This window comes from Polaromonas sp. YR568 (genome assembly GCF_943369675.1).
Lineage (GTDB): Bacteria > Pseudomonadota > Gammaproteobacteria > Burkholderiales > Burkholderiaceae_C > Polaromonas.
Genome location: NZ_CALROB020000032.1, coordinates 42,091 through 60,563 on the forward strand (window position 1 = coordinate 42,091; position 18,473 = coordinate 60,563).

Sequence of the window (18,473 nt, forward strand, 5' to 3'; positions counted from 1 at the left end):
ATATGAACGTTGTATTAACCATTGTCCTCGCCGTGCAAATGCTGTCGGCGCTCGGCATGATCGGCCTGATCCTGGTGCAGCACGGCAAGGGCGCCGACATGGGCGCGGCATTCGGCAGCGGCGGCTCGGGCAGCCTGTTCGGCGCCAGCGGCAGTGCCAACTTTTTGTCGCGCAGCACGGGTGTTCTCGCGGCGTTGTTTTTTGCCTGCACCTTGCTGCTTGCTTACTTCGGCGGCGCATCGCTTCCGCGCAACAGTTCCAGCGTGCTGGAAGGCGCTGCGGTAACGGCACCGGCTCCTGCCGCTGCGGCTTCCGGCGCCGGCCAAATCCCCGGAACCACAGCACCCGCAAGCACCAGCGCCACAGTTCCTGCGCCCCCTGCAGTGGCCGCATCGGGCTCCGCGCAAATCCCGACGAAATAACGTGATTTTGCTGCCGCCTCTCGTCGAGGGAGGCGGCATTTCAGGGTAAACTCTGAGACTGTCTGGAAAGCCAAAACCGCAAGGTTCCTCATGCCATCCAGACAGTTAAATACCGCGGACGTGGTGAAATTGGTAGACACGCTATCTTGAGGGGGTAGTGCCGAAAGGTGTGCGAGTTCGAGTCTCGCCGTCCGCACCAGATTGACATGCATCGGCAGCAGCGCTCCGGCGATGCTGTCGGCTCAAACGGCAAGCTGAAACAAACCGCACAGGTGGCTTTTCAGAAGTTGAATCCACGATGAACCTCGATCAATACCTTCCTGTTCTCCTGTTTATTCTGGTTGGTGTGGGTGTCGGCGTGGTGCCCCAGGTCCTGGGGCGTTTGTTGGGTCCCGTGCGCCCCGACAGCGAAAAAAACTCCCCTTACGAATGCGGCTTCGAAGCTTTCGAAGATGCCCGCATGAAATTCGATGTGCGCTACTACCTGGTCGCCATCCTCTTCATTCTTTTTGACCTCGAAATCGCGTTTCTTTTTCCCTGGGCCGTGGCGCTCAAGGAAATCGGCCCCGTCGGTTTCTGGTCGGTCATGATTTTCCTGGGCATTCTGGTCGTGGGCTTCGTCTACGAGTGGAAAAAGGGCGCCCTGGACTGGGAATGAGAAGTTAGAAGATAAGAAGATCCCGAGGGCTTTTCAGGGTCTAGGGCGGGTTTCGCCACAAAGGTACGGGTATGTCACTTGAAGGTGTTTTCAACGAAGGCTTCATGACCACGAGTTACGACTCCGTGGTGAACTGGGCCAAGACGGGTTCGCTCTGGCCCATGACGTTCGGCCTGGCCTGCTGCGCCGTCGAAATGATGCATGCGGGCGCGGCGCGTTACGACCTGGACCGTTTCGGCATGTTGTTCCGTCCCAGCCCGCGCCAGTCCGACCTCATGATCGTGGCCGGCACGCTGTGCAACAAGATGGGCCCGGCCCTGCGCAAGGTCTACGACCAGATGTCCGAGCCGCGCTGGGTGCTGTCCATGGGCTCGTGTGCCAACGGCGGCGGCTACTACCACTACAGCTATTCCGTGGTCCGCGGCTGCGACCGCATCGTGCCGGTGGACGTGTACGTGCCGGGTTGCCCGCCCACGGCGGAAGCCCTGATGTACGGCATCATCCAGCTGCAACAGAAAATCCGCCGCACCAACACGATTGCGAGGGCATAGCATGTCCTCCTTGTCATCTTCTCCCGTGTCCGTGGAGCAACTCGCCGAAACGATTCGGGCCGTGCTCGGCGACAAAGTCAAAACGCTGAAGACCGCACTCGGTGAAATCACCCTCACGGTTGCCGCCGCCGACTACCTCGCGGCCGCCACCTTGCTGCGCGATGCGCCCGGCTGCCGTTTCGAGCAGCTCATTGACCTTTGCGGTGTCGACTATTCCGAATACCGCGACGGCCAGTACGACGGCCTTCGCTACTGCGTGGCGACGCACCTGCTGTCGGTCAGCCTCAACCAGCGCGTGCGCCTCAAGGTGTTCTGCCCCGACGACGATTTCCCGGTGGTGGATTCGCTTAACGGCATCTGGAATTCGGCCAACTGGTTTGAGCGCGAAGCCTTCGACCTCTACGGCATCATCTTTGAAGGCCACAACGACCTGCGCCGCATCCTGACGGACTACGGTTTCATCGGCCATCCTTTCCGCAAGGACTTCCCGACATCGGGCCACGTGGAAATGCGCTACGACCCCGAGCAAAAGCGCGTGATTTACCAGCCGGTCACCATCGAGCCGCGTGAGATCACGCCGCGCGTGATCCGTGAAGACAACTACGGCGGGCTGCAGTAGGCAGCACCGGCAAGAGATACCCCACATGGCTGAAATCAAAAACTACACGCTCAACTTTGGACCGCAGCACCCCGCGGCGCACGGTGTGCTGCGCCTGGTGCTCGAGCTCGACGGCGAAGTGATCCAGCGCGCCGACCCGCATATCGGCCTGCTGCACCGTGCGACCGAGAAGCTCGCCGAAAGCAAGACCTACATCCAGTCGCTGCCTTACATGGACCGCCTGGACTACGTCTCGATGATGTCCAACGAGCACGCCTACTGCCTGGCCATCGAGAAGCTGCTCGGCGTCGACGTGCCGGTGCGCGCGCAGTACATCCGCGTGATGTACGCCGAAATCACGCGCCTGCTCAACCACCTGCTGTGGCTGGGCGCGCACGGTTTCGATTGCGGCGCGATGAACATCCTGATTTATTGCTTCCGCGAGCGTGAAGCGCTGTTCGACATGTACGAGGCCGTTTCCGGCGCGCGCATGCATGCGGCTTACTTCCGCCCGGGCGGCGTCTACCGCGACTTGCCCGAGAGCATGCCGCAGTACCGCGTCAGCAAGGTCAAGAACGCCAAGGCCATCGCGGCGCTCAATGAAAACCGCCAGGGCTCGCTGCTCGACTTCATCGAGGACTTCGTCAACAAGTTCCCCGGTTACGTCGACGAATACGAAACCCTGCTGACCGATAACCGCATCTGGAAACAGCGCACTGTCGGCGTGGGCGTCGTCTCCCCCGAGCGCGCCCTCAACCTCGGCTTCACCGGTCCCATGCTCCGCGGTTCAGGTTTCGCCTGGGACCTGCGCAAGCAGCAGCCCTACGACGTCTACGACAAGATGGACTTCGACATCCCGGTCGGCAAGACCGGCGACTGCTACGACCGCTACCTGGTCCGCATCGAAGAGATGCGCCAGTCCAACCGCATCATCAAGCAGTGCATTGACTGGCTGCGCGTGAACCCCGGCCCCGTGATCACCAGCAACCACAAGGTTGCCGCGCCTGACCGCGAATCCATGAAGTCCAACATGGAAGAGCTGATCCACCACTTCAAGCTTTTCACCGAAGGCTTTCACGTGCCCGAAGGCGAAGCCTACGCAGCGGTCGAGCACCCCAAGGGCGAGTTCGGCATCTACATCGTCAGCGACGGCGCCAACAAGCCCTATCGCCTGAAAATCCGCCCGCCGGGTTTCCCGCACCTCGCGGCCATGGACGAAATGTCGCGCGGCCACATGATTGCCGATGCCGTCGCCGTGATCGGCACCATGGACATTGTGTTCGGTGAGATTGATCGCTAAACCGGATGGTTTCCCCCATGATTTCTGAACAAACCCGAGCGCGCTTCGATCGCGAAGTCGCCAAATACCCCGCGGACCAGAAGCAGTCGGCCGTCATGGCCTGCCTGACCATCCTGCAGGAAGAGCACGGCTACGTGAGCGCCGAAAGCGAAAAAGCCGTGGCCGAATACCTCGGCATGGCGCCCATCGCCGTGCGTGAAGTCACCACCTTCTACAACATGTACAACCAGCGTCCCGTTGGCAAGTACAAACTCAACGTCTGCACCAATCTGCCTTGCCAGTTGCGCGACGGCGCCAAGGCGCTCAAGCACCTGGAGCACAAACTGGGCATCACCATGGGCGAGACCAGCGCCGATGGCCTCTTCACGCTGCAGCAGTCCGAATGCCTGGGCGCCTGCGCCGATTCGCCCGTGATGCTCGTCAACGACCTCACCATGTGCAGCTTCATGAGCAACGAGAAGCTGGACCAGCTCATCGAAGGTCTCAAATCCGCCGAGGCAAAGCAACCATGACGCTCGCACCCCTGACTCCCCACAGCGCAGCCGCGCAGAGCGTGCTGTCCCAGTTCTCGGCCACCGGCGTGCAGACCTGCTTCCACGGCCGGCACATCAACCCGCAAATCCTGGCCGACCTCAACGGCAGCAACTGGCGGCTTAAAGACTACGAAGCGCGCGGCGGCTACCAGGCCCTGCGCAAGATCCTCAAGCAGGACGGCGGCGAGGGCATGACGCCCGACCAGGTCATTGCCGAAGTCAAGGCCGGCAGCTTGCGCGGCCGCGGCGGCGCGGGTTTCCCGACCGGGCTCAAGTGGAGCTTCATGCCGCGCCAGTTTCCGGGCCAGAAATACCTGGTCTGCAATTCGGACGAGGGCGAGCCGGGCACCTGCAAAGACCGCGACATCATGCAGTACAACCCGCACAGCGTGATCGAAGGCATGGCGATTGCCGCCTACGCCATGGGCATCAGCGTCGGCTACAACTACATCCACGGCGAAATCTTCGCGACCTACCAGCGTTTTGAAGAGGCGCTGGAAGAAGCCCGCGCCGCCGGCCTGCTGGGCGACAACATCCTGGGCAGCGGTTACAGCTTCCAGCTCCATGCCTCGCACGGCTTCGGCGCCTACATCTGCGGCGAAGAAACCGCGCTGCTCGAGTCGCTCGAAGGCAAAAAAGGCCAGCCGCGCTTCAAGCCGCCGTTTCCGGCCAGCTTCGGCCTCTACGGCAAGCCCACCACCATCAACAACACCGAGACCTTCGCGGCCGTGCCCTGGATCATCCGCAACGGCGGCCAGGCCTACCTCGAATGCGGCAAGCCCAACAACGGCGGCACCAAGATCTATTCGGTCTCGGGCGACGTCGAATTGCCCGGCAACTATGAAGTGCCCATGGGCACGCCGTTTTCCAAGCTGCTGGAACTCGCCGGCGGCGTGCGCAAGGGCCGAACGCTCAAGGCCGTGATCCCCGGCGGGTCGTCTGCGCCCGTGCTCCCGGCATCCATCATGATGGACTGCACCATGGACTACGACTCCATCGCCAAGGCCGGCTCCATGCTGGGCTCGGGCGCGGTGATCGTGATGGACGACAGCCGTTGCATGGTCGAGTCGCTCAAGCGCCTGTCCTACTTCTACATGCATGAGTCCTGCGGCCAATGCACGCCTTGCCGCGAAGGCACGGGCTGGCTCTGGCGCGTGGTGGACCGCATCCACAACGGCCATGGCAAACAAACCGACATGGACCTGCTCAATTCGGTGGCCGACAACATCCAGGGCCGCACCATCTGCGCGCTGGGCGACGCCGCGGCCATGCCGGTGCGCGCCATGATCAAGCATTTCCGTCATGAGTTTGAAGCCATGATCAAGACGCCGGCCCCTCAGGCTCCCACATCCCAGGCTCCGGCTGCTGCGCAAGCCTAAAGCCGCGGAAAGAAAAAAATATGGTTGAAATAGAACTCGACGGCCAGAAGGTGGAAGTGCTGGAAGGCAGCACGGTGATGCATGCGGCCGAAAAAGCCGGCACCTACATTCCGCACTTCTGCTATCACAAGAAACTCAGCATTGCCGCGAACTGCCGCATGTGCCTGGTCGATGTGGAGAAGGCGCCCAAGCCCATGCCGGCCTGCGCCACGCCCGTGACGCAGGGCATGATCGTTCGCACCAAGAACGACAAAGCCATCAAGGCCCAGAAGGGCGTGATGGAGTTCCTGCTGATCAACCACCCGCTGGACTGCCCGATCTGCGACCAGGGCGGCGAGTGCCAGCTGCAGGACTTGGCCGTCGGTTACGGCGGCAGCGAATCGCGCTACGAAGAAGAAAAACGCGTCGTCTTCCACAAGGACGTCGGCCCGCTGATTTCCATGCAGGAAATGAGCCGCTGCATCCATTGCACGCGCTGCGTGCGCTTTGGCCAGGAAGTGGCCGGTGTGATGGAGCTTGGCATGTCGCATCGCGGCGAACACGCCGAGATCGAAACCTTTGTCGGCATGTCGGTGGACTCCGAGCTGTCCGGCAACATGATTGACATCTGCCCGGTCGGCGCGCTGACCAGCAAGCCTTTCCGCTACAGCGCCCGCACCTGGGAACTGTCGCGCCGCAAGTCGGTCAGCCCGCACGACTCGACCGGCGCCAACCTGATCGTCCAGGTCAAGAGCAACAAGGTCATGCGCGTGGTCCCGCTCGAGAACGAAGACGTCAACGAGTGCTGGATCGCCGACCGTGACCGCTTCTCGTACGAGTCCCTCAACGGCGACGAACGCCTGACCAGCCCCATGCTCAAGCAGGGTGGCGAGTGGAAAACCGTCGACTGGCAGACCGCGCTCGAATACGTGGCCAACGGCCTCAAACAAATCAAGGCCGACCACGGCGCCAACAGCATTGGCACTCTGGCCAGCCCGCACAGCACGCTTGAAGAGCTCTACCTCGCCGCCTCATTGATGCGCGGCCTGGGCAGCGACAACATCGACTACCGCCTGCGCAACGCCGAGTTCACCACGCCATCGGCCATCCGCTGGCTGGGCACCTCGATTGCTTCGCTGTCGCAACTGCAGCGCGTGCTCGTGGTCGGCTCCAACCTGCGCAAGGACCATCCGCTGTTTGCGCAGCGTATTCGCCAGGCCGTGCGTAAGGGTGGGGCGCTCAGCACCATCAATTCCACTGCGGAGCTGGCACACGCCGACGCCTGGGCGATGCCTGTGGCCAACACGCTGCTGGCAGCGCCAGAAGCCTGGGCCCAGTCGCTGGCCGACGTGGCCGCAGCGATTGCCGCCGACAAGGGCGTTACGGCCCCGGCCTCCGGCCAGGCCACCGATGCCGCCAAGGCCATCGCCAAGTCCCTGCAGGGCGGCGAACGCAAAGCCATCCTGCTGGGCAACGCCGCGGCGCACCACGCCAACGCTTCCAGCCTGCTGGCGCTTGCCAACTGGATAGGCGCACAGACCGGCGCCACTGTGGGTTACCTGACGGAAGCCGCCAACACCGTGGGCGCCCAACTGGCCGGCGCCTTGCCCGCCGGCAAGGGCCTCAACGCAGGCCAGATGCTGGACGGCCAGCTCAAGGCCGTGATCCTGCTCAACAATGAGCCTGAGTTTGATTCCGCCTTGGGCGCCAGGGCCAAGTCCTCGCTCAACGCCGCGCAAATGGTTGTGACCCTGAGCCCCTTCAAGGCCAACATGGGCTTTAGCGACGTGCTGCTGCCTATCGCGCCTTTCACCGAAACGCCCGGCACTTTCGTGAATGCCGAAGGCCGTGTGCAGGGCTTCCATGCCGTCGTCAAACCGCTGGGCGACACCCGTCCGGCCTGGAAGGTCTTGCGCGTGCTTGCCAACCTGCTGGACCTGCCAGGTTTTGATTTCGAATCTTCGCAAGACGTGCTCAAGCAGGTTGCCGGCGCCGAGGCGGCCCAGCTTTCCGCGGACAAACTGGGCAATGCCACGCAAGCCGGCATCCAGCTGTCGGCAGCGCACACTCAGGCCCCCGCAGTGGCCAGCATTTACCAGCTCGACGGGTTGGTCAGGCGCGCAACCTCGCTGCAGCTGACGGCGGACGCCCGCCAGGCCGCAGGCCTTGACGCGAAGCTCGAAGGAGTGGCCGCATGATTGATGCGATTTACACCTTCGGCCAGGGTTTGATGGGCGGTATCTGGCCGGCCACTGTGTGGCCCGTGTTGTGGGCGCTTATCAAGATCGTGTGCGTGCTGTTGCCGCTGATGGGCTGTGTGGCCTACCTCACCTTGTGGGAGCGCAAGGCTATCGGCTTCACGCAGATTCGCCTCGGCCCCAACCGTGTCGGGCCTTTCGGCCTGCTGCAGCCGATTGCCGATGCGCTCAAGCTGCTGACCAAGGAAATCATCATCCCGACGGCCGCCAGCAAGGGCCTCTTTGTGCTCGGCCCCATCATGACCATCATGCCGGCCCTGGCCGCGTGGGCGGTGATTCCCTTCGGGCCCGAGATCGCGCTGGCCAACATCAACGCCGGCCTGCTGTTCCTCATGGCCATCACTTCGCTGGAAGTCTATGGCGTGATCATCGCGGGCTGGGCCTCGAACTCCAAATACGCTTTCCTGGGCGCCATGCGCGCTTCGGCGCAGATGGTCAGCTACGAAATCGCCATGGGCTTCTGCCTGGTGGTGGTGCTCATGGTGTCTGGCAGCCTCAACATGACCGACATCGTGATGAGCCAGGGCAAGGGCACGCTGGCCAGCCATGGCTGGACCTTCCTGTCCTGGAACTGGTTGCCGCTGTTGCCGATTTTTGTCGTCTACTTCATCTCCGGCCTGGCCGAAACCAACCGCCACCCCTTCGACGTCGTTGAGGGTGAGTCCGAAATCGTGGCCGGCCATATGGTCGAGTACTCGGGCATGGCTTTCGCGATGTTCTTCCTCGCCGAATACGCGAACATGTGGCTGGTCGCCATCCTGGCCGTGCTGCTGTTCCTGGGTGGCTGGCTGCCACCGGTTGAAGCGCTGAGCTTCATCCCGGGCTGGATCTGGCTGGGGGCCAAGACTTTTGTCGTGGTCACCATGTTCCTGTGGGTGCGCGCCACCTTCCCGCGCTTTCGTTATGACCAGATCATGCGTTTGGGCTGGAAGATTTTCATTCCCGTGACCCTGGTCTGGCTGGTGGTCGTCGGGGCCTGGATGCAGACCCCGTACAACATCTGGAAGTGACTATGAACCCCCACGTTCGCTCACTTCGTGTAGCTCTCTGCCCCCCGAGGGGGCCGCTGCGCCTGCGGTCTGGCAAAGCCAGTCCCGCGGCCCCTGCTTGCATCAACACACTGCCTGCAAGCTCCACTCCCGCAGGAAATTGATATGTCCACCGTAGCTTCCATCAAAGACTTTGCGTCGAGCTTCATGCTCACCGAGCTGTTCAAGGGCATGGCCCTGACCGGCAAGTACATGTTCAGCCGCAAGATCACGGTCCAGTTTCCCGAAGAGAAAACTCCGCTGAGCCCGCGCTTTCGCGGCCTGCACGCGCTGCGCCGCTATGAAAACGGCGAAGAGCGCTGCATTGCCTGCAAGCTTTGCGAAGCGGTGTGCCCGGCGATGGCCATCACCATCGAATCCGACGTGCGGGAAGACGGCAGCCGCCGCACTTCGCGCTACGACATCGACCTGACCAAATGCATCTTCTGCGGTTTCTGCGAAGAAAGCTGCCCGGTCGATTCCATCGTCGAGACCCACATCTTTGAATACCACGGCGAAAAACGCGGTGACCTGTACTTCACCAAAGAGATGCTGCTGGCCGTGGGCGACCGCTATGAGTCCGAAATTGCCGCCAACCGCGCGGCGGATGCCAAGTACCGCTGAACCCCAGGCCGCTGGCTCAAGAAAGAACCCACAAGAACATGGACGCTAAAACAGGTCTTTTTTATGTCTTCGCCGCGGTGCTGCTGTTTGCGGCATTCAAGGTGATTACCGCGCGCAATCCTGTGCATGCGGCGCTCTACCTCGTGCTGGCATTTTTCCAGGCGTCCGCCGTCTGGATTCTGCTCAAGGCGGAGTTCCTGGCCATCACGCTGGTGCTGGTCTACGTGGGCGCCGTGATGGTGCTGTTCCTGTTCGTCGTGATGATGCTGGACATCAACATCGACAGCGTGCGCAAGGGCTTCTGGAAGCACTTCCCGCTGGCCGGGTCCGTCGGCGCCATCATCGCGCTGGAAATGTCTTACGTGCTGATGGGCGGCTTCCGTGAGCCGCCCAAGGTGGCGACGGCGGCGGGCCAGATAGGCGCGCAGGTCTCCAACACCAAAGAACTCGGCAAGCTGCTGTACTCGGAATACCTCTATCCGCTGGAAGTCGCCGCGGTGATTCTGTTGGTGGCCATCATTGCCGCCATCGCGCTGACCTTGCGCGCGCGCAAGGACTCCAAGTACCAGAACCCGTCCGAGCAGATCCGGGTCAAGCGCGCCGACCGCGTGAGCCTGGTCAAGATGAAATCCGTGATGCCCGCACCGGTTGTCGCCGTCGCAGCAGCACCTGCCGAGGAAAAGAAACCATGACGCTCACCCTCGGACATTTTCTTTCGCTGGGCGCGATGCTGTTCGCGCTGTCGGTCATCGGCATCTTCCTGAACCGCAAGAACCTGATCGTGCTGCTCATGGCCATCGAACTCATGCTGCTGGCGGTTAACATGAATTTTGTGGCCTTCTCCTACTACCTGAACGACATGGCCGGCCAGGTGTTCGTGTTCTTCATCCTGACCGTCGCGGCGGCCGAATCGGCCATCGGCCTGGCCATCCTGGTGCTGCTGTTCCGCAACAAGTCCAGCATCAACGTAGACGAACTCAATACGCTCCAGGGCTAAAAATACAATGAGTCAAACCCTCTCAGCATCGGCCCTGCTGGCCGTCCCGTTGGCGCCGCTGGCCGGCGCCCTGGCGGCCGGTATCCTGGGCACTTCCTTCGGCGGCAACTGGATAGGCCGGCGCCTGTCGCACACCCTCACCATCCTCGGTGTGCTGGTGGCCTTCATCATTTCGGCCATGACGCTCAAGAGTGTCGCGGTCGACGGCGCGCGTTTCAACGAAACGCTCTACACCTGGATGAACGTCGGCGGCCTGAAAATGGAAATCGGCTTCCTGGTCGACGGCCTCACCGCCATGATGATGTGCGTGGTGACCTTCGTCTCCCTCATGGTGCACATCTACACCATTGGCTACATGGAAGAAGACGAAGGCTACAACCGCTTCTTCGCCTACATCTCGCTGTTCACCTTCTCCATGCTGATGCTGGTGATGAGCAACAACATGCTGCAGCTGTTCTTCGGATGGGAGGCCGTGGGTCTGGTGTCCTACCTGCTGATCGGGTTCTGGTTCAACAAGCCCACCGCCATTTTTGCGAACATGAAGGCCTTCCTGGTCAACCGCGTGGGTGACTTCGGTTTCATCCTCGGCATCGGCCTGATCGCCGCCTACGCCGGCACGCTGAACTACGCCGAGGCCTTTGCCAAGGCCGACGAGCTCTCCAAACTGACGTTCCCCGGAACCGGCTGGATGCTGGTGACCGTGGTCTGTATCTGCCTCTTCATCGGCGCCATGGGCAAGTCGGCGCAATTTCCGCTGCACGTCTGGCTGCCTGATTCCATGGAAGGCCCGACGCCCATCTCCGCGCTGATCCACGCGGCGACCATGGTGACCGCCGGCATCTTCATGGTGGCGCGCATGTCGCCGCTGTTTGAGCTCAGCGATACCGCGCTCAGCTTCATCATGGTGATTGGCGCCATCACGGCCTTGTTCATGGGCTTTCTCGGCATCATCCAGAACGACATCAAGCGCGTCGTCGCGTATTCCACGCTGTCCCAGCTGGGCTACATGACGGTGGCGCTGGGCGCCTCTGCCTATTCGGTCGCGGTGTTCCACCTGATGACGCACGCTTTCTTCAAGGCACTGCTGTTCCTGGCCGCGGGATCGGTCATCATCGGCATGCACCACAACCAGGACATCCGCTGGATGGGCGGCGTGCGCAAGTACATGCCCATCACCTGGATCACCTCGCTGCTGGGCACGCTGGCCCTGATCGGCACGCCGCTCTTCGCGGGTTTCTATTCAAAGGACAGCATCATCGAAGCCGTGCACGAAAGCCACCTGGCCGGCTCCGGTTTCGCGTATTTCGCCGTGCTGGCGGGCGTCTTCGTCACGGCCTTCTATTCGTTCCGCCTGTATTTCCTGGTGTTCCATGGCAAGGAGCGCTTCGACCAGAACCCCGACGCGCACCACCATGGCCACGACGACCACGGCCACCATGACGACCACCACGAACCGCACGAATCCCCCTGGGTCGTGACGGTGCCGCTGATCCTGCTGGCGATTCCCTCCGTGGTGATCGGCTTCCTGACGATCGAGCCCATGCTGTACGGCGAGTTCTTCAAGGACTCCATCCTCGTGAACCTTGAAAAGCATCCCGCCATGGAAGAGCTCAAGCAGCTGTTCCACGGCCCGGCGCAGATGGCCTTGCACGGCCTGACGGCCGCGCCGTTCTGGCTGGCCTTGTCGGGCACGGTGCTGGCCTGGTACATGTACATGGTCAACCCGGCGCTGCCGGCCGCGATCAAACGCATGTTCATGCCGATTTTCACGCTGCTCGAGAACAAGTACTACCTCGACTGGTTCAATGAAAACGTGCTGGCCCGGGGCACGCGTGCGCTCGGCAACGCGCTCTGGAAGGGCGGCGACCAGAAGCTGATCGACGGCGCGCTGGTCAACGGCTCCTGGAAGCTGATCGGCTGGATATCCGGTATCGTGCGCCGGCTGCAGTCCGGCTACATCTACCACTATGCCTTCGGCATGATCATTGGCGTGTTTGTGTTGATGACGTATTTCGTCTGGCTCAATCGCTGATCAGTTCAACAAAATCAAGGAAGAACAAGAATGGGTTTGTTGAGTCTTGCGATCTGGACACCGATTGTTTTCGGTGTGGTTCTGCTGGCGCTGGGCCGCGATGAGCAGGCGCACAGCGTTCGCTGGATCGCGCTGATAGGCGCGGTCGTCAGTTTCGGGGTGACGCTGCCGCTGTACGACGGCTTCCAGCTGGGCACCTCGGCCATGCAGTTTGTGGAGAAGGGCAGCTGGATACAGCGCTTCAACGTCAACTACCACGTGGGTGTCGACGGCATCTCGCTGTGGTTTGTGCTGCTGACGGCCTTCATCAACGTGGTGGTCATCATCGCCAGCTGGGAAGCCATCACCACGCGCGTGAACCAGTACATGGCCTCCTTCCTGATCCTCAGCGGGCTCATGATCGGTGTGTTCTCGGCGCTGGACGGCATTTTGTTCTACGTGTTCTTCGAAGCCACGCTGATTCCGATGTACCTCATCATCGGCATCTGGGGCGGCCCCAACAAGATCTACGCGGCCTTCAAGTTCTTCCTCTATACCTTGCTCGGTTCGCTGCTGATGCTGGTGGCCCTGATTTACCTGTACAACAAGTCGGGCGGCAGCTTCGACATCCTGACCTGGCACAAGCTGCCGCTGGGCAGCACGATACAGACGCTGCTGTTCTTCGCCTTCTTCGCGGCCTTTGCGGTCAAGGTGCCGATGTGGCCGGTCCACACCTGGCTACCCGACGTGCACGTCGAAGCGCCCACCGGCGGATCCGCCGTGCTGGCGGCCATCATGCTGAAGCTGGGCGCCTACGGTTTCCTGCGTTTCTCGATGCCCATCGCCCCGGACGCCGCGCACGAATGGGCCTGGCTCATGATCGCACTGTCGCTGATCGCCGTCATCTACGTCGGTGTGGTGGCCCTGGTGCAGCAAGACATGAAAAAGCTGGTGGCTTATTCATCGGTGGCGCACATGGGTTTCGTCACCCTGGGTTTCTTCATCTTCAATGACCTCGGTGTTTCCGGCGGCCTCGTGCAGATGATCGCCCACGGCTTTGTGTCAGGCGCGATGTTCCTGTGCATTGGCGTGCTGTACGACCGTGTCCACTCGCGCGAAATCGCCAGCTACGGCGGTGTGGTCAACACCATGCCCAAGTTCGCGGCCTTCGCGCTGCTGTTCGCCATGGCCAATTGCGGCTTGCCGGGCACGGCCGGCTTTGTCGGCGAATGGATGGTCATCCTGGGCGCCGTCAAGGCCAACTTCTGGATGGGCGGCGCGGCGGCGACGGCGCTGATCTTCGGTGCGGCCTACACCTTGTGGATGTACAAGCGCGTCTACCTCGGCCCCGTCGTCAATGAAGACGTCAAGGCGCTCACCGACATCAACAGCCGCGAGTTCCTGATGCTGGCCCTGCTGGCCGTTGCCGTGCTGTACATGGGTATCTATCCCAAGCCGTTTACGGACGTGATGAACACTTCAGTGGCGGACCTGCTCAAGCACGTCGCGGTCTCCAAGCTGAACTGAAACTACAAAGAATTCAGATGATTGACAAACTCTCCTGGATCGCGGTTTACCCCGAACTCGTCCTGCTGACCATGGCCTGCGTGATTGCGCTGGTGGACCTGGGCGTGAAGACGCCGCAGCGCACGTTGACCTATGTGCTCACGCTGGTGACACTGGCCGTGGTGGCCGCCCTGGAAGCTGCTTACGCGGTGGGCGGCCAGACCTTCTACGGTTTCGGCAACATGATCGTCAGCGACCCCATGGGCGGCTGGCTCAAGTGTTTTGCCTGCATCACCGTGATGATCACGCTGGTTTACGGCCGCCCTTACGCGGCGGACCGCGACATGCTGCGCGGCGGCGAATTCTTTACCCTCAGCCTGTTTGCGTTGCTGGGAATGTTCGTGATGATCTCGGGCCACAACTTCCTGGTCATCTACATGGGCCTGGAATTGCTCACGCTGTCCAGTTACGCGCTGGTGGCCTTGCGCCGCGACAATGCCACGGCCACCGAAGCGGCCATGAAGTATTTCGTGCTGGGCGCGCTGGCCTCGGGCTTCCTGCTTTACGGCCTCTCGATGCTCTACGGCGCGACCGGTTCCCTGGACCTCAACGAAGTCTTCAACGCCATCGCCAGCCGTCAGGTCCGCCATCAGGTCCTGATTTTCGGCCTGGTCTTCATCGTGGCCGGCCTGGCCTTCAAGTTGGGGGCGGTGCCTTTCCACATGTGGCTGCCCGACGTCTACCAGGGCGCGCCCACCGCGGTGACGCTGCTGATTGGCGGCGCGCCGCAGCTCGCGGCCTTCGCGATCTGCATCCGCCTGCTGGTCGAAGGCCTGCTGCCGCTGGCGATCGACTGGCAGCAGATGCTGGCCCTGATGGCCATAGGCTCGCTGCTGGTCGGCAACCTGGCCGCCGTCGCCCAGTCCAACCTCAAGCGCATGCTGGCGTTCTCCACCATCTCGCAGATGGGCTTCCTGCTGCTCGGCCTGCTGGCCGGTGTGGTCAACGGCAACCAGCTCAACACCGAATCCGCCTACAGCGCGGCGATGTTTTACGCCCTGACCTATGTGCTCACCACACTGGGCGCTTTCGGCATCATCATGCTGCTGGCGCGCGCCGGGCACGAGTCCGAGGAGATCGTCGACCTGGCCGGCCTGAACCAGCGCAGCCCCTTGTATGCGGGCGTGATGGCCATCAGCATGTTCTCGTTGGCCGGCCTGCCGCCGCTGGTTGGTTTTTACGCCAAGCTGTCCGTCCTGCAGGCGCTGATTTCATCGCAGCAAACCAGCTACATCGTGCTGGCCGTTTTTGCGGTGATGATGTCGCTGGTGGGCGCCTTCTACTACCTGCGCATCGTCAAGGTCATGTACTTCGATGCACCGCTCGCCCACAACGCGTTGCCGGTCTCCGGGCCGACGGATGCCAAGGTGGTGCTCGCGATCAACGGCGCGCTCATCCTGATCCTGGGCATGCTGCCCGGCGGCCTGATGACGCTGTGCTCCCAGTCCATCAGCAGCATCGTCAAGTCCCTGGGTACCTGATCCCTTCATGACGCAAACCGCTTCGGTCTGGCTGGTCGTGCTGCTGGCCCTGCTGGTCGCCAACCTGCCGTTTATCAGCAACCGCGTGTTCGCGGTTTACGCGCTCAAGCAGCCCAAGAACCTTGCCGTCCGCCTGGGGGAGATGGTGGTCTGGTACTTCCTGGTCGGCGGCCTGGGCCTTTACCTTGAGCAGCGCACCGGCCAGATCGCGCCGCAGGGCTGGGAGTTTTACGCCATCACCGGCGCGCTCTTCATCACCTTCGCGTTTCCCGGGTTCACCTGGCGCTACCTGTTCAAGCACCGTTCATGAAGCCCGTACCGGCCGACCATGAAGCCGGCGAGCCGGCGGATGCGCACCTTGTGGAAACCCGCATAGCTTCCGTGGAGATCCTGAAAGGGCGCTTTCTCCACGCTATGCGCGACACCGTCGGCCTGCCAGACGGCACCCAGGCCACGCGCGAATACGTGATCCATCCCGGCGCCGTGATGATCGTGGCGCAGTGCGACGACGGCAGCCTGGTGCTGGAGCGCCAGTACCGTTACCCCGTGCAGTCCGTCATGGTCGAGTTTCCCGCGGGCAAGCTCGACCCGGGTGAAGACTCGCTGGCCTGCGCGCAGCGCGAGTTGCTGGAAGAGACCGGTTACACCGCACGCGAATGGGCCCGCGCCGGCGTGCTGCACCCGGTGATCTCCTACTCGACGGAATTTATCGACATCTGGTTCGCTCGCGGGCTGACGCTGGGCACGCGCAAGCTCGACGCCGGTGAGTTCCTGGACGTCTTTACCGCCACGCCCGCCGAACTGCTGGCCTGGTGCGCCGGCGGCCAGGTGACTGACGCGAAGACCTTGACCGGCGCGCTGTGGCTGCAAAACGTGCTGTCGGGAGCGTGGGCATTGGACTGGCAGTCTGCCTCTTCGTAGTCACGCGGCGATAATCCGCCCATGAAGGTTCTCAATCTCCAATGTTCGCACCAGCATTCGTTTGAAGGCTGGTTTGCGTCCGAGGACGATTTCCAGACCCAGCTGTCGCGCGGGCTGGTCGAATGCCCGATGTGCGCCGACAAAAGCGTACAGAAACTCCCGAGCGCCCCGCGCCTGAACCTGGGTGCGCATCAAAGCCCCGAGCTGCCCGGCAAAAATTCCCAGGCTTCCCCATCGCGCGTGGGCGCCGAAGAAAACGCAGCGTCGCGCAATTTACCCGCCGTCGCCGGAATGCCTGCCGGCGCCAGCCGTGCGGAGCAGGCCGCGTTTTTGCAGGCCCTGCGCCATGTGGTGACCAACACTGAAGACGTGGGCAGCCGGTTTGCCGACGAGGCACGCCGCATGCATTACGGCGAGCAGGAAGCGCGCAGCATACGCGGCCAGACCAGCGTGCGCGAGGCGGTTGAGCTGATGGAGGAGGGCATAGACGTGATGCCTTTGCCGTTGCCGGCGGCGATCAAGGAAACGCTGCAGTAAACGCTGCGGGCTCAGCTGAGCGCGGACCTTGCCTGGCGCTGCCGCACCATGCGGCTGGCCATATAAAGCCCCAAGGGTATGGCAACAAAATGCGGCCAGATGAAGTAGGACGGTTCGTAGCCGACCCAACTGAACGGGCTTTCGCCGACGGCCATGGATTCCATCGTGCCGGTCACGATCACATACACAAGCCAGGGAATGACGCTTAGCGCCACCATGGCCAGTGAAGTGCTTTTGAGCAGCCTGTACACGGCATTGCCGGCCGCCACCGCAAGCAGGAACATGGGCAGGTGGCGCACGCCGACCAATGCGAAGGCCGCGCGCAAGCCCTCGTCGTCATAACTTTGCACGGTCCAGCGCGCGATGGCCGGGGCATCCAGCAAAGGCCCCAGAAAGGCGGCAAGCGCCGCCACCAGGCACCCCAGAAAGAGCGCGGCCGCAGGCTGCCGCAAGGCGGCCATTCCATGCCGCCCTTGCAGGCCCGCCGGCGCGCCGCCGTCCATCAGGGGTAGAGGCCGCGCAGTTCGCGCGTATGCAGGATGCGTTTGCAGGCCACGATGAAGGTCGCGGTGCGCAGGCTGACCTTCTGGTCTTGCGCCACGTGCCAGACGCCGGCGAAGGCGTCTTTCATGATCTTGACCAGGCGCGCGTTGATTTCTTCCTCGTCCCAGAAGAAGCTGGAGAAATCCTGCACCCATTCAAAGTAGCTGACCGTCACGCCGCCGGCGTTGGCGATCACGTCCGGCAGCACCAGCACGTTGCGGTCGTGCAGGATGTCGTCGGCGGCCGGCGTGGTTGGGCCGTTGGCGCCTTCGATGATCATGCGCGCCTTGATGCGGCCGGCATTGGCTTCGGTGATCTGCTGCTCAAGCGCGGCCGGGATCAGGATGTCGCACTCCACGTCCCAGAAGGTGTCGTTGGCGATGACTTCGGCTTCGGCGAAACCGGCCACGCTGCCATTGGCTTCCACGTGCCTGAGCAATGCCGGCACGTCGAGGCCGGCTTCACGGTAAATCGTGCCGCCGTGGTCCTGCACCGCCACCACGCGCGCGCCGGCCTCGGCAAACAGCTTGCCCGCCACGCCGCCCACGTTGCCGAAGCCCTGCACCGCGACGCGCGCGGTCGAGATATCCAGGCCGATGTGTTTGGCGGCTTCCGCGCCCACGGTGTACACGCCGCGGCCCGTGGCTTCACGCCGGCCCAGGGAGCCGCCCAGGTCCACCGGCTTGCCGGTGACGACACCGGTCGAGGTGGAGCCGGTGTTCATCGAGTAGGTGTCCATCATCCACGCCATGATCTGGTCGTTGGTATTGACGTCGGGGGCGGGGATGTCCTTGTTGGGGCCGATGATGATGCCGATCTCGCTGGTGTAGCGGCGCGTCATGCGCTCGAGTTCGCCGCGCGAGAGCTTCTTGGGGTCGACGCGGATGCCGCCCTTGGCGCCGCCGTAGGGCACGTTCACCGCCGCGTTCTTCACGGACATCCAGGCCGACAGCGCCATGACTTCCGACAGCGTGACATCCTGGTGAAAGCGCACGCCGCCCTTGCCGGGGCCGCGCGAGACGTTGTGCTGCACGCGGTAGCCCTCGAAGTGGGCGACGGTGCCGTCGTCCATGTGGATGGGCACGTC

At 62.5% G+C, this 18,473-nt stretch carries 20 protein-coding genes and 1 tRNA gene; 19 read left to right on the top strand and 2 right to left on the bottom strand.

The annotated features are described in order from the left end of the window. The first annotated feature begins 2 nt into the window (after positions 1-2). The 19 genes from secG (at position 3) to ACLV8F_RS17340 (ending at position 16,843) form a co-directional block, all read left to right on the top strand. Positions 3-422 carry a preprotein translocase subunit SecG gene (secG, locus tag ACLV8F_RS17250; protein ID WP_411885434.1) on the top strand — a complete coding sequence of 140 codons (420 nt, stop codon included), beginning with the start codon at positions 3-5 and terminating at the stop codon, positions 420-422. 114 nt (positions 423-536) lie between these two features. Next, positions 537-621: transfer RNA gene (locus ACLV8F_RS17255), tRNA-Leu, on the top strand. Positions 622-720: 99 nt separating this feature from the next. Then, positions 721-1,080: an NADH-quinone oxidoreductase subunit A gene (locus ACLV8F_RS17260; RefSeq protein WP_007864471.1), complete on the top strand. Its 360-nt coding sequence runs from the start codon at positions 721-723 to the stop codon at positions 1,078-1,080. A 71-nt stretch (positions 1,081-1,151) separates the two neighbouring features. Further along, positions 1,152-1,631 (top strand): NuoB/complex I 20 kDa subunit family protein, encoded by a 480-nt coding sequence (locus ACLV8F_RS17265; protein ID WP_007864469.1) that lies wholly within the window; start codon positions 1,152-1,154, stop codon positions 1,629-1,631. 1 nt (position 1,632) lies between these two features. Beyond that, complete coding sequence (locus tag ACLV8F_RS17270; protein ID WP_411885435.1) at positions 1,633-2,250, top strand: NADH-quinone oxidoreductase subunit C; 618 nt, start codon at positions 1,633-1,635, stop codon at positions 2,248-2,250. A 25-nt stretch (positions 2,251-2,275) separates the two neighbouring features. Next, positions 2,276-3,529 (top strand): NADH-quinone oxidoreductase subunit D, encoded by a 1,254-nt coding sequence (locus ACLV8F_RS17275; RefSeq protein WP_411885436.1) that lies wholly within the window; start codon positions 2,276-2,278, stop codon positions 3,527-3,529. A gap of 17 nt (positions 3,530-3,546) precedes the next feature. Continuing rightward, on the top strand, positions 3,547-4,041 hold the full coding sequence (gene nuoE / locus ACLV8F_RS17280) for an NADH-quinone oxidoreductase subunit NuoE (RefSeq protein ID WP_411885437.1): 495 nt from the start codon (positions 3,547-3,549) through the stop codon (positions 4,039-4,041). Continuing rightward, entirely contained in the window at positions 4,038-5,441 is a 1,404-nt protein-coding gene (gene nuoF, locus ACLV8F_RS17285; protein ID WP_411885438.1) for an NADH-quinone oxidoreductase subunit NuoF, read from the top strand. The genes nuoE and nuoF overlap by 4 nt, the downstream gene beginning before the upstream one ends. Before the next feature lie 20 nt (positions 5,442-5,461). Beyond that, positions 5,462-7,618, top strand: coding sequence for an NADH-quinone oxidoreductase subunit NuoG (nuoG, locus tag ACLV8F_RS17290; RefSeq protein WP_411885439.1), 2,157 nt, complete (start codon positions 5,462-5,464; stop codon positions 7,616-7,618). Then, a complete protein-coding gene (nuoH, locus tag ACLV8F_RS17295; RefSeq protein WP_411879974.1) occupies positions 7,615-8,688 on the top strand; it encodes an NADH-quinone oxidoreductase subunit NuoH in 1,074 nt (357 codons plus the stop codon). The genes nuoG and nuoH overlap by 4 nt, the downstream gene beginning before the upstream one ends. A 144-nt stretch (positions 8,689-8,832) precedes the next feature. Beyond that, the gene (gene nuoI / locus ACLV8F_RS17300; RefSeq protein ID WP_411885440.1) at positions 8,833-9,330 is read left to right on the top strand and encodes an NADH-quinone oxidoreductase subunit NuoI; all 498 of its coding nucleotides are present in this window, start codon (positions 8,833-8,835) and stop codon (positions 9,328-9,330) included. Positions 9,331-9,368: 38 nt separating this feature from the next. Further along, entirely contained in the window at positions 9,369-10,022 is a 654-nt protein-coding gene (locus ACLV8F_RS17305) for an NADH-quinone oxidoreductase subunit J (RefSeq protein WP_411885441.1), read from the top strand. Then, on the top strand, positions 10,019-10,327 hold the full coding sequence (nuoK, locus tag ACLV8F_RS17310) for an NADH-quinone oxidoreductase subunit NuoK (protein WP_007864437.1): 309 nt from the start codon (positions 10,019-10,021) through the stop codon (positions 10,325-10,327). The genes ACLV8F_RS17305 and nuoK overlap by 4 nt, the downstream gene beginning before the upstream one ends. A 7-nt stretch (positions 10,328-10,334) precedes the next feature. After that, on the top strand, positions 10,335-12,359 hold the full coding sequence (nuoL, locus tag ACLV8F_RS17315) for an NADH-quinone oxidoreductase subunit L (protein ID WP_411885442.1): 2,025 nt from the start codon (positions 10,335-10,337) through the stop codon (positions 12,357-12,359). Positions 12,360-12,389: 30 nt separating this feature from the next. Then, positions 12,390-13,865: an NADH-quinone oxidoreductase subunit M gene (locus tag ACLV8F_RS17320; protein WP_411885443.1), complete on the top strand. Its 1,476-nt coding sequence runs from the start codon at positions 12,390-12,392 to the stop codon at positions 13,863-13,865. A gap of 17 nt (positions 13,866-13,882) precedes the next feature. Further along, on the top strand, positions 13,883-15,385 hold the full coding sequence (gene nuoN, locus ACLV8F_RS17325) for an NADH-quinone oxidoreductase subunit NuoN (RefSeq protein WP_411885444.1): 1,503 nt from the start codon (positions 13,883-13,885) through the stop codon (positions 15,383-15,385). A 7-nt stretch (positions 15,386-15,392) separates the two neighbouring features. Beyond that, positions 15,393-15,695: a DUF2818 family protein gene (locus ACLV8F_RS17330; RefSeq protein WP_411885445.1), complete on the top strand. Its 303-nt coding sequence runs from the start codon at positions 15,393-15,395 to the stop codon at positions 15,693-15,695. Then, positions 15,692-16,306 (top strand): NUDIX domain-containing protein, encoded by a 615-nt coding sequence (locus ACLV8F_RS17335; RefSeq protein WP_411885446.1) that lies wholly within the window; start codon positions 15,692-15,694, stop codon positions 16,304-16,306. Before ACLV8F_RS17330 ends, ACLV8F_RS17335 begins: the two co-directional genes overlap by 4 nt. A gap of 21 nt (positions 16,307-16,327) precedes the next feature. Next, positions 16,328-16,843, top strand: a complete 516-nt coding sequence (locus ACLV8F_RS17340; protein WP_411885447.1) for a DUF1178 family protein — start codon at positions 16,328-16,330, stop codon at positions 16,841-16,843. 11 nt (positions 16,844-16,854) lie between these two features. Here the strand turns inward: ACLV8F_RS17340 and ACLV8F_RS17345 are convergent, their stop codons facing one another. Beyond that, a complete protein-coding gene (locus ACLV8F_RS17345; RefSeq protein WP_411885448.1) occupies positions 16,855-17,295 on the bottom strand; it encodes a hypothetical protein in 441 nt (146 codons plus the stop codon). A 50-nt stretch (positions 17,296-17,345) separates the two neighbouring features. Further along, the coding region (locus ACLV8F_RS17350; RefSeq protein WP_411885449.1) for a Glu/Leu/Phe/Val family dehydrogenase at positions 17,346-18,473 on the bottom strand (1,128 nt) is incomplete at its 5' end.